The 14,440-nt window shown below is 44.3% G+C and carries 11 protein-coding genes; 8 read left to right on the top strand and 3 right to left on the bottom strand.

What is annotated here, in order from left to right; translation table 11 throughout:
* Window positions 1-409 precede the first annotated feature (409 nt).
* From FTU01_RS05755 to FTU01_RS05735, 5 genes are all read left to right on the top strand, one after another.
* Window positions 410-1,324 (top strand): VacJ family lipoprotein, encoded by a 915-nt coding sequence (locus tag FTU01_RS05755; protein WP_159123041.1) that lies wholly within the window; start codon window positions 410-412, stop codon window positions 1,322-1,324.
* Window positions 1,325-1,427: 103 nt separating this feature from the next.
* Window positions 1,428-2,396: an RsbU family protein phosphatase GigA gene (gene gigA / locus FTU01_RS05750; protein ID WP_159123042.1), complete on the top strand. Its 969-nt coding sequence runs from the start codon at window positions 1,428-1,430 to the stop codon at window positions 2,394-2,396.
* Between the two features lie 112 nt (window positions 2,397-2,508).
* The gene (gigB, locus tag FTU01_RS05745; protein WP_180138496.1) at window positions 2,509-3,027 is read left to right on the top strand and encodes an anti-anti-sigma factor GigB; all 519 of its coding nucleotides are present in this window, start codon (window positions 2,509-2,511) and stop codon (window positions 3,025-3,027) included.
* 20 nt (window positions 3,028-3,047) lie between these two features.
* Window positions 3,048-3,875 carry a carbon-nitrogen hydrolase family protein gene (locus tag FTU01_RS05740; protein WP_180002877.1) on the top strand — a complete coding sequence of 276 codons (828 nt, stop codon included), beginning with the start codon at window positions 3,048-3,050 and terminating at the stop codon, window positions 3,873-3,875.
* Between the two features lie 118 nt (window positions 3,876-3,993).
* Window positions 3,994-4,419 (top strand): organic hydroperoxide resistance protein, encoded by a 426-nt coding sequence (locus FTU01_RS05735; protein WP_004783539.1) that lies wholly within the window; start codon window positions 3,994-3,996, stop codon window positions 4,417-4,419.
* A 173-nt stretch (window positions 4,420-4,592) separates the two neighbouring features.
* Here FTU01_RS05735 and gspE read toward each other — a convergent pair whose 3' ends face one another.
* A complete protein-coding gene (gene gspE / locus FTU01_RS05730; RefSeq protein WP_004783540.1) occupies window positions 4,593-6,080 on the bottom strand; it encodes a type II secretion system ATPase GspE in 1,488 nt (495 codons plus the stop codon).
* Between the two features lie 93 nt (window positions 6,081-6,173).
* Here gspE and FTU01_RS05725 point away from each other — a divergent pair, with 93 nt between their 5' ends.
* Together FTU01_RS05725 and FTU01_RS05720 are read left to right on the top strand one after the other, a co-directional pair.
* Window positions 6,174-7,004, top strand: a complete 831-nt coding sequence (locus tag FTU01_RS05725; RefSeq protein ID WP_159123045.1) for a hypothetical protein — start codon at window positions 6,174-6,176, stop codon at window positions 7,002-7,004.
* Between the two features lie 9 nt (window positions 7,005-7,013).
* The gene (locus FTU01_RS05720; protein ID WP_004783545.1) at window positions 7,014-7,937 is read left to right on the top strand and encodes a mechanosensitive ion channel family protein; all 924 of its coding nucleotides are present in this window, start codon (window positions 7,014-7,016) and stop codon (window positions 7,935-7,937) included.
* Window positions 7,938-8,087: 150 nt separating this feature from the next.
* Here the strand turns inward: FTU01_RS05720 and FTU01_RS05715 are convergent, their stop codons facing one another.
* Entirely contained in the window at window positions 8,088-10,793 is a 2,706-nt protein-coding gene (locus FTU01_RS05715; protein ID WP_180138495.1) for a DUF2339 domain-containing protein, read from the bottom strand.
* Between the two features lie 161 nt (window positions 10,794-10,954).
* Between FTU01_RS05715 and polA the strand changes: the two genes are divergently transcribed.
* Complete coding sequence (gene polA / locus FTU01_RS05710; protein ID WP_180105042.1) at window positions 10,955-13,720, top strand: DNA polymerase I; 2,766 nt, start codon at window positions 10,955-10,957, stop codon at window positions 13,718-13,720.
* A 147-nt stretch (window positions 13,721-13,867) separates the two neighbouring features.
* Here the strand turns inward: polA and FTU01_RS05705 are convergent, their stop codons facing one another.
* A complete protein-coding gene (locus FTU01_RS05705) occupies window positions 13,868-14,437 on the bottom strand; it encodes a YggT family protein (RefSeq protein WP_004783550.1) in 570 nt (189 codons plus the stop codon).
* Between the last annotated feature and the right edge of the window lie 3 nt (window positions 14,438-14,440).

Here is a 14,440-nt window from a genome sequence, read left to right as displayed (position 1 = left end):
TCCACACAAGTTGTTCTTCATAATCTCTTAATGATCTTCTTACTACTTCGTCAGTAGCAAGCTAGGTCGGCTATATTACTCTCTATCTCTAGAAAGTCAACCAGTAATGAAAATTATTTTTAAACTTCCTTCCTAAAACCCAACTCAACCATTTCATGCTAAGTTACTGTTTTATCAGAAGTTTTAATCTTCATCACCGCCGATGGATGTGCATTCTACAGTATTTCAGAGGGCTTGCAACACCTTTTTCAAATAAATCTTACCGCATGTCTAATTTTTAGCCTTTTATGAAGTTTTTATTCATTTATTATACAATTTTGCTTAAATTACGCCTATTCCTAGTAATACAGTTTATTATTCCGGGTTAAACAACGCCACTATACTCAGAACAAGGCTTTGGGGTTTCCTTATGCATCGCTCTATTTATTTATCTTTATGCTTATTTTCTTTGGCCTCTAGCCCATTAATTTTTGCTGAAGACACTACTCAGGCTGAACAGACTGAAATAGAAACTGAATCTTCTACTACTGCTACGGTTCCACTCAGAGAAAAAATATCTTCTAAAGTGAGTCACCTGCAAACCCAGCTAAAAGTCGATGCTAGTGCTGCACAGGCTGAAGAAGTTAAAGATCCTTTCCAGGGCTGGAATAGAAAGGTGTATCAATTTAATGATGCAATCGATCAGGCAGTTGTTCGCCCCATTGCAGTTCAGTATCAGGAAAAGGTTCCTCAAGATGTGCGTGGCAGCTATACCCAGTTCCGTAGCAATTTAGGTGAACCATGGAATGCGGTAAACCAGTTGATTCAAGGCCGTCCTGCTCGTGCCGCAAAGTCTTTGGGCCGTTTTACCATTAATACCTTAACTACTTTAGGTCTGGCAGATCCTGCCCGGCGTCTGGGACTGGATCATGAAGATGAAAAGTTCGGGATTACGCTAGGTTATTACGGTGTACCTTCCGGTCCTTATGTGATGTTACCGTTCCTAGGCCCAAGTTCTGTGCGTGATACTTTCGGTATGGCAGTCGATAGCCAGACCCGTCCACAGAAATATATTCTTGAAGATGATGAAGGCTTGTATTGGGGTGATCAATTCTGGCGTGCAATTGATAATCGTGCAGAATTACTTGATATTGAAGGTGTGTTAACAGGTGATCGTTATGCACAAATTCGCGATATTTATTTGCAACGTACCAATTATATGATCGCCCAGAAAAAAGGTCTGGAACAGGAATCTTTATTCCTTGAAGATGACTTCGATGATGAAAATCTTGAAGATGAATCTTTCGATGAAAATGAGACTGAATCTTCTAGTGATGACCTTTGAAACCTAAGCTCAATGATGATTTGCTAGCGAAAACCGTTCGCTAGCAATCATTTGCTTGTTATAGTACATCTTATAACTCATCCCAGGATCGAACTACCTGTCTATGTATTTCATTCAACCTACCCGTGATATTCCTTATTTAGATCAAGTGCTTGAGAAGCTTCCGCACGTTCAAGTAATCAAGCTGGAAGATCACGAGTTGTACGATGCGACGATTATTGCCATTGCAGATGTACATGATTATCTGAAATATAAGTGGAACCTTCCGACTGTCGTATTAGCGCTGGAAAATGAAGGAACAGCCTTGGCACAAGCTTGGGAACAAGGTGCTTTGGCAGGCTGGATCTGGGATAAACTGCCTGAACAACCCGATATCGCATTACAAAAAATCGATGCGCAATATAAGCGTAATCAGGATAGTCGTGATCTTCCTTCAGCAGCAGAGCTACAAAAACGTTTGCTACCGAATGAAATTGAATTAACCAATTATGCGGTTGAAACCTATTTTCAGCCTTCTGCCTATCTATCTGGCGATTGGTATGATTACTGGAAAATCAGCGATAAAGAAGTCATTTTCTATCTGGCAGATGTTTCTGGTCATGGCGTTACCAGCAGTTTATTAACATCCTGGATGGCAGCCTTTCATGGACGTTCGAAAACGCCTCGTGAGCTGATCAAGAAGCTGAACGGGATGCTGGTTCAGGAAAATATTGAAAAACATATTACCATGATTGCCGGAATTCTGAATCTGGAAACCCATGTCTTGAAATGGTCTAGTGCTGGCCACTACCCTCCTCCGATTATCTTTGAACCGAATCAGGAACCAAAAATCCTGTCATCCAGCAGCTTTCCTCTTGGTCTGACCGAAGACCTTGAGGTAGAAGAAAATGAATATATCCTCAGCCGCAATGCACGATTTATTATCTGTTCAGATGGAGCATTGGAGCCGTTTAACGGCGGTCTGAATGAACAATTTTCCCAATTATTGCATCACTTACAGAACGAATCCTTCGAAGCACCCGAACATGTTGCCGACGATATTGCCATTCTCAGCTTTATAAGAGTGAAATAGCAGTATAATCACAAGCTTTATAAGCACTTAATTTGATTGCGACTTTCAGCTACTTGAGTATCCGTAGACCCTATGGGATAATTTAATATCCTTCTCTGCAAATGGCATTTATATGTCAACAGGTCATGTTGAATATGCAAGCTTGAATGGAACGCATATTTTTAAGCTTATCGGCGAAGTGCGGGCCCAATCTTGTATTAGTCTAGACAAATTACTGAACAAACTTGAGCAGCAGGACAACGTTGTTGGCGCAATTGTTGATCTGACTGAAACCAGCTTTATTGACAGCACTGTACTGGGTGTCCTAGCAAAATTAGGACTTAAACTTAAGCAGCTCCATAAGATCCAGGCGGTGATGTTGTCGACTAACTCTGATATCACGACTCTGGCCAACAGTATGGGCTTGGGGCAGGTCTTTGTCATTTTGGATTACTGCGGTGATTCAAATGTATGTACGCGTAAACTGATGGAAGAACATGTGACGCATCAAGCAATGCTGAAAACTGTTCTAGATGCACACAAGACTTTAATGTGGTTAAATCAGAGCAACCAGAATATGTTTGAGCCCTTGGTCAAACAGTTGCAAAAAGAACAAGATAATCTAGATCAAGTGTCTGAACAAAAGGTATGAACACACAATAAGGAATCCCTATGACTTTACTTTCTGTTGCACAGATGAATTCCCAAAATGAAATTGAGCAAAATTTCATGACCATCGAATCATTAATTCAACAAAGTAAAGCAAAAGGTGCTGAGCTTATTGTCTTTCCTGAAAATTTCGTCTGTTTTGCTGCTGGTAAGCAGCGCGAAACTGCAGCTCAATTCGAGAGCATTCAACAACGTCTGGAACAACTAGCGCATCAATATCAGATCTGGATTATCGCAGGGACATTACCCTGTCCTTATCGTCCTGATGGTTCGATTATTGAAGATGGCCGGGTTAGAACCGTAAGTCTGTGTATTAGTCCAGAAAAAACTGAAGCTCGCTATGACAAGATTCACCTCTTTGACGTGCAGGTCGGTGATGCTGTTGGGGGCTATCAGGAATCCCAATTCTTTGAACCAGGTACCGATGTCGTCGTTGCGAAGACGCCTTTTGGCAATATTGGCATGATGGTCTGCTATGACCTGCGCTTCCCTGAACTTGCGCTTCATTTACGTACACAAGGTGCAAATATTTTGACTGCGCCATCTGCCTTTACCTTCACCACTGGCCAAATGCACTGGCAATTATTATTGCAAGCACGTGCTATGGATACCCAATGCACAGTTCTCGGTGCTGCTCAACAGGGTTGGCATGGTGAAAAACGTCAAACTTGGGGACATGCCGCTGCCACAAACAGCCGTGGTCAACTTCTCGATATGGTGCATGCGGAAGGCGCACAGATTATTACGGTTGATTTTGATTTGACTGGGCAGGCCAAAGTGCGTGAGTCTATGCCACTCATGCAGCATCGCAAGCTACTAAAGTTCTCTTAAGTCAGACTTTTTAACGCATTCTCATTCGCTTGCATAAATTAACAAAATCCCTGCTTATTCTTCCCTAGAAATTATGGAGCATAGAAGTTCCATAAAAGAACAAGCAGGAAATACTCTCATGTCATTAGAAAAAGCAGTATATACCGCACGTGCCAAAGCTACAGGCGGTCGAGATGGCCGTGCAACCTCTGACGATCAGATTTTGGATGTGAAACTGGCAGTGCCCAAGGAAATGGGTGGCCCAGGTGGCGGGACCAATCCTGAACAATTGTTCGCTGCAGGTTATTCAGCCTGTTTTTTAGGCGCCATGAAGTTTGTTGCCAACCGGGATAAAATCAATATTAGCAAAGATGCCTATATTGAAGGTGAAGTTGGCATTGGTCCGATTCCTACCGGTTTTGGCATTGAAGTGACTTTAAATATTCATTTAGAAGGAATGGAACAGGACGAAGCTCAAAAGCTGGTCGATGCCGCACACATCGTTTGTCCTTATTCAAATGCAACCCGAAACAATATTGATGTTACTTTGAATGTCATCACCTAAGTCTACATAAGCATTCCACTCTCTATCCTGAAAAATCAGAAGTCATTTCAGGATAGAGCTGATTATTCTTATAAAATTTTAATCAAAATTGCTTTGTGCTATTTAATAGAAAAATAATCATTTGAGATATTTACTTAAGAAAACTGCGCCTTCCTATCACAACGAATAAAAATTTACTCTGCCGCCTCATTGGTCACACGCAAAACTTCTTCAATAGTCGTTTTACCAGCCAGCACTTTACGTAAACCATCATCACGAATTGAACCAGATTGCTGACGTGCATAGGTTTCCAGCTCATATTCAGCCGCATTACCATGAATCAGACGGCGCATATGCTCATCAACCGGTACAATTTCATAAATGGCGGTACGTCCACTAAAGCCGGTATTACCACACCGTTCACAACCGTGCGGTTGAGGTAATCTTAAATCCTGTGGATGCTCAATATGTTCAAACAGATTCTTTTCAAATGCATCCGCATCCTTCCAGGTCGCACAATGCGGACATAAGGTACGTACCAGACGCTGAGCAACTACCCCAATTAAGGAGCTGGATAGCAAGAATGGCTCAATTCCCATGTCTTTTAAACGGGTCACTGCACCAATCGCAGTATTGGTATGCAGCGTTGACAATACCAAGTGACCTGTCAGTGAGGCTTGAACTGCAATTTCTGCGGTTTCCAGATCACGAATCTCACCGACCATCACCACATCCGGATCCTGACGCAACATGGCTTTTAAAGCACGAGCAAAGGTCATGTCGACTTTGGTATTTACCTGAGTCTGACCAATCCCTTCTAACTGATATTCCACCGGATCTTCAGCCGTCAGGATATTTTTGGAACCATCATTTAGATCAGAAAGTGCTGCATATAAGGTAGTGGTCTTACCCGAACCGGTAGGTCCAGTCACCAGAATAATGCCATGAGGACGATGCACCAGGGTCTTGAGTCGATCATAATCGTTATTCATCAAGCCCAGATGAGTCATATTCAGACGGCCAGCCTGTTTGTCTAGCAATCGCATCACCACCCGCTCCCCATAAGAGGATGGCAAGGTTGAAACACGGACATCGACTTCACGCCCTGCCAGACGCAAGGAAATACGTCCATCCTGAGGAATACGTTTTTCTGCAATGTCCAGCTTGGCCATGACCTTGATCCGTGATACCAGTAATGGCGCCAGCTCACGACGTGGCTGCACAATTTCACGCAACTGCCCATCGACACGCAAGCGTACGGAAAGTCGTTTTTCGAAAGATTCCACATGGATATCTGAGGCGCCAACACGGATCGCTTCCGACAACAAGGCATTGATCAGACGGACAATAGGCGCATCATCTTCCTGATCCATCAGGTCTTCGGCTTCAGGAACCGAATCGGCAAGGCTTAATAAATCAGGATGATCTTCCAGACCGGCAGCCACCTGCTGTGACTCACCGCTATCGCCGGCAAAACTGGAACTGAGTAACTGATTGAATTCTTGTTCTGTACAATGTTGATACTGAGCCGGATGACCCAGCAAACGGCGTGCTTCCTGTAATGCAAGCATAGACGTATTGTCACGACGGACAATAAAAGCCTGATCCCCCTCATAACGCAACAGCACACCATGACGTTTCGCAAAGCTATACGGGATTTGTAATTGTTTCAGTACTTGCATCGCAGATTATAATAATGATGAAAAAATTTAAATTGAGTGTACTCTAAGCATATGACAGCGTGAAGTATGTTTTCAAAGATTTAGCAAGAAAGGATGCCAACATTGCCCCTAGATCAAGAGGAATTAAACCTGCAGTCTCCCAGAATTCAATGGTGGGGAGAGCAAAGTTTTGAAATTAACGAGTCCAAGGCCTGGCAATTTGGCTCACTACTCTTTCGTTTGACCCGGGGTTTACAGGAATGGCGGCTAGAATATTATCGCCCGACGGTTCAGTACGATTATGAACAGCAATGGCATCAGATCAGTGATCCACTGTTTGCATTTCCGACCCCAGTGAAAATTGAACGTTATATGTTCAAATCTACCCAAAGCAAGTTACAGCTTATGCCTCGTCTGGCGAATCGCTCCGTAGTAATTAAACCGGTTGATCCGATTTATATTCCGGCTGGACAACGTGGAACCCTCTATATCAGCACCCCGCTATGGATTGCCGGTTTTGTCGAAGGTCAACGTGAACCGATTTTTGATCTTCCAGTGATTTTACCGAAAGATACCTGGTTTGGGCCAAATCACCGTTCCGGTGAAATTTGCTATGCTACCGCAGTCGATGGCCGGACTGAATTGCAACAATTACGTCCTCGTGCATTCCGTGCTGTGACTCCAATTGAGTTTCATAATACCAGTCAGCAGCAACTGCGTTTCGATCGGATGAATGTTCCAGTACCTGCATTGCCTCTCTTTTATAGTGCCAGCACTGAACGTCTGTGGACCTCGCAGATTAAGGTTTTGCATGAAGGTCTGGATCGCCCACCCCGGATCCGGGTGGAAAACCGTACCCCGCCCAATGCGGGTGAAGTGGATTATTTACACCCACCGCGTGATCCGGCGGGAAATTTATTTAATATGTTTGATTCATTTTTCTAAGAGCGTGTGATGCCAAATTCGAATATTCCAACCGAAGTCACCAACAGTCTCAAGGGAGTATTTACCAATATTAATACCGATCGCCTGACTGAAATCGTCGTCGCGGTTGTGCTGTGTTTTATTGGTTTCCTGATCGCACGTTTTTTTTCGAATGCTTTTATCCGTACTATTGGTATACGCTTTAATGCGCATCAGCAAATGGTCTGGCGCCGCGGGATTTTCTACTTTATTTTCCTGCTGTTTGTGATGGCGAGTTTGAAGGAAGCCGGATTTAAACTCAGTGTCTTTCTCGGTGCAGCAGGTATTTTAACCGTCGCACTGGGTTTCGCATCCCAAACCTCTGCATCCAACCTGATCAGCGGTATCTTCCTGATTGGTGAAGGATCTTTTGAAGTAGGTGATACCATTCAGATTACACTGATTCGTGGACATACCGTTGAAGGTGAAGTGATTTCGATTGATCTGCTCTCGGTTAAACTACTTACCCAAGACAATATTTATGTACGCTTGCCGAACGAACAACTGATTCGGGCTCCGGTACACAACTTGTCCAAGTTTCCAATCCGGCGTATTCCGATTACCTTGGCTATTAATTTCCATGAAGACATCATCAAAGTGCGTGAAGTACTGCTTGATGTTGCCAATAAATATCCGCTGGTTCTGGCCGATCCAAAGCCTGCAGTCACAGTCACCGCCTTCCGTGAATCTTCGATTGAACTTTTGTTTGCGATTTGGTGTCAGCAGGAAAATTATCTGAAAGTCCGTGATGAAATGCAGGAACGGATTCGAAATGGCTTTCTCGATAACCAGATTGAAATTCCGGTACCGAAAATGGGCTTTGTTGATCATCCACTGGCTCGCCCACTGGAAAATGAAGACGTTGATCAATATGCCAATGAGAAGGAGCTGAAGAGAGAGCCGGATTTAAAATAACTTTTTCTAAATCACTCCTCACCTCCCTTTACTAAGGGAGGAACTGTCATAAAAAGCCTGTCTTTCTTTTACATATCGCTTAAAGCAGTGCTTTAAGCTCGTTCAGGGTTTGGGGAGATTAAATTAACGCTCAAATCGAGTAATTTAGATTCAAACCCTTTTCTCCCCATCCGGCATTGGTGCTATATACGCAATCAGTAGCATGACCCCACCGGCCAGCAAGAATGAAATCACACGTGTCAGTGTACCGGTATGAGATAAGTCGAATAACACCAGCTTCAAGCTGACGATTACCAGAATACTGCCTCCTAAAATCCACATCGGTTTAAGCCTTTTTAGCGTAGCCGTCCACATAGTCGCCCAGGCCAGCAATACCCAAAGAATCGTCAGGCTTAACTGTGCTGTGGCATTACTCCACAATTCCAGGCTATTGAATGGTGTTTGCAGATAGATATGTAAGGCCCGTAATACAATATAGCTCGACAGCCATAACAGGCTTAGTACCATCAGTACCGACATCATCCCGCGATCGTGTCCTGCCCGAATCTGCTGCAACAGCATCCACAGGAAACTGGCAAGCATGGCCAGACTGATCAGATCAAATGGATTGAATAGAGGTAACCAGTAATATTGGAAAGCTTGCTGGTTAAACAGCTGTGAGCATATTAACCAAGCTCCCATTAACACTAAGCAGTTTTTACTCTGCCAGAGTAAGCGCCACTCTGAATTTTCTTTTCGTCGATAACACCAGAACCAGAATACCAAAGGCAGAATTACCATACTGAGATAAGGCATGCTCGGTATTAGGCATACACTAGCCAAAGTCAGGCTGGCAAATACCCCAAAGCTCATCCACTCTTTGGATAAATCAATTCCTTTCACCGGTCTTAACCATAAAGCAGCCAGCAATAATGATGAAAGTGCAAAGATTCCTCGCTCCAAAGCACTTGGCCAGACCAGAATCCCATTTTCGCTATAATCAACAGCCAGCAAAATCGCAATGATCACCAATGGCGTAAGACCGCTCCATTTTGGCAATAACCAGCACCATTCCTGATGCTTGCGCTGTATGATTTCACTTAGAACCGTATAACCCAGTGCAAGACTGAATAAACTATAAATATAGGCCTGCTCATGAGCGAACTCATCTTCAAGCAAGGCAAACAACATCAGGGTCGCAGCAAAACTGAGAGTGCTCAGAAAACTGATACTTAAGCTATTAAGCTGCTGGCGGTATTTGGCTTTAAGCTGACTCAGGAAGACGACGGCGACATAACAAAAGCTGAGAATCCAGAAAATTTTCCGCGGTGTGGGATTAAGCTCAATCAGATAGTAAACACTACTGAAGCCTGCCATGATCAGCAGTCCCATACTCAGATAATGCGCAACCCGAATATTCTTTTCCAATGCCCAGAGATAAATTAGTACGCCTTCAACTGCCCAACCGACTACGCTCCACTGCTCTGTCAATAAAATGGGTGGAACCAAAGCCAGAAAGATCAGCATCAAGCTGAGATAACTTTGGGAAATGACCTGAACACTTTCTCTACGACGCACTAAAGTCCAACAGATTGCAAATATCCCGGCAAATAACAGACTAAGCCCGGCTTGCCAAAGCTTCTGATCAGGCTGATTGAAATGAATCAGATACAGGAAAATATATGCGGTAATCGGTGCAGCGAAAATCAGGGCAAGATCCAGAACCGGTTTTAAACGAAAACGCGAAAGATCCTGCCGGGCCAGTAACTGGCTAAAGCGAAAGCCTAGCCAGATGAATACCGCACTATGTGCCAGAATCAGGGCGGTCATGGTATAACGCTCGTATGTATGACCATGAATCAGGCTATACATCCCACCTACTATGACTGTGACCAGAAAGGCAATCTGGTTCAGGATTTTCCAAGGCCGCAAACTGCTGAGTAACAGCACGCCGATATTAATCAGCAGATAATAACTGATGAACTCAACCGCAGAAGCATCTCGGGTCGGCAAGGTAAACGGCGCCAGATAGGCAATGAATAAAGCCATAACTGCCAGCTCAATACTTTCCTGTTTCAAGCTTAAGTACAGCGTAATTGCTAAAATGACCAAGAACACCAGAGCTGCCAGTGGCAACGTGGCAATCACCAGATTGTAGTAGGCAAAGAACAAGGTCAGAAATAGCGCCCCTAATCCCAAGCCTTCCAGTGCCAGACCGAAACTGCGGTTTTTAGCGATCAGGGTATAACCCAATCCGGTAACAACAACAGCAGATAAGGCGACCAGTCCTAATTTCACCGCCAAGCTCAGCTGCCAGTGCTCTGTCGCAAAACGGAGTAATAAAATGATTCCGATCACCAAAATGGCGATCGCAGCTTTAAGAACCGGATTTCCTCGAAAAATCCACTGCTGGATCTGATCCAGCAATTGTGGTTGATCTGAACTAGCTTGAGCAGCAATGGGTAAAGGAATATCTGGTTGAGTGATTTCTGGATGTATCTGATCTGCTGACCGGTAACGAGATTGCAACTGGACAATGTTACGTTCCAAACGTTGTAACCAGCGTAATAGAAAGAAAATCCAGGCGGTAATGCCGATCCCTATCAGCCAGTTAAGCTCAGTCACGCCTCCGACAATGGCGATAATAGAAGAAATATACAGCGGTATTTTAGAATTGGCTGGCACAATCACCTGCGTCGGTGCTGCCAGATCCCGCACGGGCGCTTCAATAGCACTGATATATTGCATCACGCTGATCAGGAAACCCAGACCAGTGAGATAAGTCACGATCTGCAATTCCAGATACCATGCACTTATCCCCACAATTACCAGACTAATCAGCCAGATCATACGCAATTCATTTTGCCCTGCCGTCATTCTTCTCGTTCTCGTTCCTTAACCATGTCATCATACAACAGCTTGTACTGCTTATTTCATCTTCACCCGATATTCGCTAAGCTGTAGAAACCGACTTGCCCCTGCGAGTGCAGTAAAAATCACGTACAATAAAACTGTTTTTTGAATAAGGAATTGATTACATGCCACCATTTGTCTTGGTCGATGGCTCTTACTTTTTATTTCGTGCCTTTCATGCACTACCACCATTAACCACGTCAACCGGTCTGCACACCAATGCAATTCGTGGTGCGATTTCTGCTATTCAAAAACTGATGCGCCGTACCCAGCCAACCCATATGGCGGTGATTTTCGACACGCCTGAACCGACTTTCCGTCACGAGCTATCACCTATTTATAAAGGTGACCGTCCGAGCATGCCGGAAGAACTGTCACAGCAAATTCCATACTTACATGCCTTGATTCGTGCTTTGGGCATTCCCCTGCATATGCTGCCAGGTGCGGAAGCGGATGACATTATTGGTACACTGGCTAAACGTGCTGAAGCTTTAGGCCATCAGGTGCTGATTTCGACTGGTGATAAAGACATGGCACAGCTGGTGACTGATAAAGTGACCCTGGAAGACAGTTTCAAAGAAAAACCAATGGATGTTGATGGGGTTTTTGAAAAGTTTGGTGTATGGCCAAACCAGATCATTGACTATCTGACCCTGATGGGCGATGCCTCAGACGGTATTATGGGTGTGCCTGGGATTGGGGCGAAAACTGCAGCCAAATTACTCAATGAATATGGCTCGATTGGTGGCATTCTGGAAAATGTCGACAAGATCAAAGGTAAAGTTGGTCAGAATATTAAAGACAATACCGATGGCATTGCACTGGATCATCAGTTGGCCAGCATCATTTGCGATCTGGATTTAAGCTTCACTTATGATGACCTGAAACTTCAGGATCCAAATGTAGAAGCTTTACGTAATCTGTATACTGAACTGGAATTCCGTAACCAGCTGCAATCACTGGATCATCCAAATAATCCCAATAACCGTAATTATAAACAGGCTACCCAATCGATTACTGCCAAAGCAGCACCTGAACCTCAGGAAGCTGATGACCAGCAGGCGACACTGAGCAGTGATAACGATCAGCTCGGAGAGGCGACTTATCATACCGTCTTGACTCAGGAAGATTGGAGTAAGCTGTTTGAACGTTTAAATACTGAAAAACGCTTTGCTTTTGATACTGAAACCACCAGTCTGGACTATCGTATTGCACAGATTGTCGGCTTTTCGGTGGCTTTTGATGCCCAGGATGCCTATTACGTACCGCTAGCACATGATTATGAAGGTGCGCCAGAACAGCTCAATCGTGAAGAAATTCTGGCTCAGATCAAACCGATTCTAGAAAATGAAGCCATTCAGAAAATTGGCCACCATCTGAAATATGATGCGCATGTTCTGGAAAATCACGGTATTCATCTGGCAGGCTGGTATTTTGATACTATGCTGGCTTCTTATGTGCTCAACTCGGTTGCCACCCGTCATGGCATGGATGATGTGGCTCGTCTGTACTTAAGCCACTTAACCACGACCTATGAACAGGTGGCAGGTAAAGGCGCCAAACAAAAAACTTTCAATAAAATCGAGATCGAAACTGCAGCGCATTATGCGGCAGAAGATGCGCATGTGACTTATCGCTTGTTTGAAGTACTCAGCAAAAAGCTGCAGACTTATCCTGAACTGGTCAATATTCTGTACAATATTGAAATGCCTGTAGCGCGTGTGCTGACCAGTATGGAAGAAAATGGCATCCGATTGGATCTGGCTTTCCTGGATCAGCTCGGTTGTGAGTTCGCTCAAACCATGCAGAATCTAGAAAATCAGATCACGGAAATAGCCGGTGAAGCGTTTAATGTTAGCTCCCCTAAGCAGGTCGGTGAAGTTCTGTTTGACAAACTGGGCCTAAAAGGTGGTAAAAAGACCTCTACCGGTCAGTACAGTACCAGCGAAAGTGTACTGGAAAAACTGGAACACCCGATTGCTGAACTGATTTTGGAATATCGCGGTCTGTCTAAACTGAAAAGTACCTATACCGATGGTCTATGCAAACAGGCCAATAACGAAACCCATCGTGTGCATACCAGTTATCATCAGGCACTCACAGCCACTGGCCGTTTATCGTCTACTGATCCAAACCTGCAAAACATTCCAATTCGTGCGGAAATCGGACGTCAGATTCGTAAGGCCTTTATTGCACCTGAAGGTCGTGTCTTACTCGCAGCCGATTATTCACAGATTGAATTGCGTCTGATGGCACATTTATCTCAGGATGATGCGCTAGTAGATGCCTTTAACCATGGACAGGATGTGCATCGCCGTACCGCAGCTGAAGTTCTGGGTATCCCGCTTGAAGAAGTGACCAATGATCAGCGTCGTCAGGCCAAAGCCGTGAATTTCGGTCTGCTCTATGGCATGTCTGAATTTGGTCTGACCCGTCAGTTAGGTTTCACCCGTCAGGAATCACAGGAATATATCAAACAGTATTTCCGCCGCTATCCGGGAATTTATGAATATATGCAGCGTACCCGTCAGGTGGCATTGGAACAAGGCTTCGTTGAAACTATTCTAGGTCGCCGTTTATACACACCTGATATCGATGCCCGTAACATGATGGTCCGCAAAGCCGCTGAACGTGCGGCGATTAATGCACCATTACAAGGTTCAGCTGCAGACATTATCAAAATGGCGATGATTGAGGTTGATAAAATGCTACCTAAAGATCAGGCCAAAATGCTGCTACAAGTGCACGATGAATTGGTATTTGAAGTCGATGAAGCGATTGCAGATGAACTGGCTCCTCAACTGGCCGAAGTGATGCAATCTGTGATTGAAATCTCTGTGCCTTTGGTCGTGGAAGTCGGTAAAGGCATGAACTGGGATGAAGCGCATTAATACTAAAGCTCCTTCCTCCTTTTAGGAGGAAGGTTGGGATAGAGGTTATTTAAATTTATAGACCTCACCCTAACCCTCTCCTACAAGGAGAGGGAATTTTCTTGAAATAAAAAAGGACGCCTAAGCGTCCTTTTCTTTGGGATCTGATTAAAGGCCGGTTAGCAACACAATTGCCACCTGGTTCATAATCATTTCAATTACGATCAATGCCAAAATTGCCAAGATTGGAGACAGATCGATCATTCCCATATTCGGCATGATACGACGGAACGGTGCCAATAATGGTTCTGCAAGTTCCTGAACTACCTCAATATAAGGTGAACGGGATTGCGTAAACATCACCACCCAGCTCAAAATAATTGTTGCAAAAATCAGGTAACGACAGAAACGGATCAAATCCTGCATCATGGTAACGAAGGTTAGAATAAGCAAATGGATTGGACCATTTGGCATTCCCCCAGACAAATACATGATGCCAAAAATTTTCAGCAAATACAGCACGACCAAAAGTGCCAGTGCAGCAGTGTTCACCCGGCCTTTACCTGCAGTTGGGAAAATACGCCCGAACACATCTACAATTTTAGTCGCTTTGACAGTAGATAGAACGACAGGATTATAAGGACTCACCGCGGCCAATTGCATTAAAAAGCGGAAGAATACGAGCAAAATCGCGACGTTAATGATAATGCCAAAAATTAGCGCAGAATTTGCACCCATACT

This window comes from Acinetobacter sp. YH12043 (genome assembly GCF_013419915.1).
In the GTDB taxonomy this organism is placed as follows: Bacteria; Pseudomonadota; Gammaproteobacteria; order Pseudomonadales; family Moraxellaceae; genus Acinetobacter.
This window is presented reverse-complemented; position numbering and strand designations above follow the sequence as displayed.

What these genes read in the sequence shown, in the direction of transcription:
- FTU01_RS05755 (WP_159123041.1), top strand. Translation starts at nt 410, where the DNA reads ATGCATCGCTCTATTTATTTATCTTTATGCTTATTTTCTTTGGCCTCT.
- FTU01_RS05725 (WP_159123045.1), top strand. Translation starts at nt 6,174, where the DNA reads ATGCCAACATTGCCCCTAGATCAAGAGGAATTAAACCTGCAGTCTCCC.
- FTU01_RS05740 (WP_180002877.1), top strand. Translation starts at nt 3,048, where the DNA reads ATGACTTTACTTTCTGTTGCACAGATGAATTCCCAAAATGAAATTGAG.
- FTU01_RS05735 (WP_004783539.1), top strand. Translation starts at nt 3,994, where the DNA reads ATGTCATTAGAAAAAGCAGTATATACCGCACGTGCCAAAGCTACAGGC.
- gigB (WP_180138496.1), top strand. Translation starts at nt 2,509, where the DNA reads ATGTCAACAGGTCATGTTGAATATGCAAGCTTGAATGGAACGCATATT.
- gspE (WP_004783540.1), bottom strand. Translation starts at nt 6,080, where the DNA reads ATGCAAGTACTGAAACAATTACAAATCCCGTATAGCTTTGCGAAACGT.
- polA (WP_180105042.1), top strand. Translation starts at nt 10,955, where the DNA reads ATGCCACCATTTGTCTTGGTCGATGGCTCTTACTTTTTATTTCGTGCC.
- FTU01_RS05705 (WP_004783550.1), bottom strand. Translation starts at nt 14,437, where the DNA reads ATGGGTGCAAATTCTGCGCTAATTTTTGGCATTATCATTAACGTCGCG.
- gigA (WP_159123042.1), top strand. Translation starts at nt 1,428, where the DNA reads ATGTATTTCATTCAACCTACCCGTGATATTCCTTATTTAGATCAAGTG.
- FTU01_RS05715 (WP_180138495.1), bottom strand. Translation starts at nt 10,793, where the DNA reads ATGACGGCAGGGCAAAATGAATTGCGTATGATCTGGCTGATTAGTCTG.
- FTU01_RS05720 (WP_004783545.1), top strand. Translation starts at nt 7,014, where the DNA reads ATGCCAAATTCGAATATTCCAACCGAAGTCACCAACAGTCTCAAGGGA.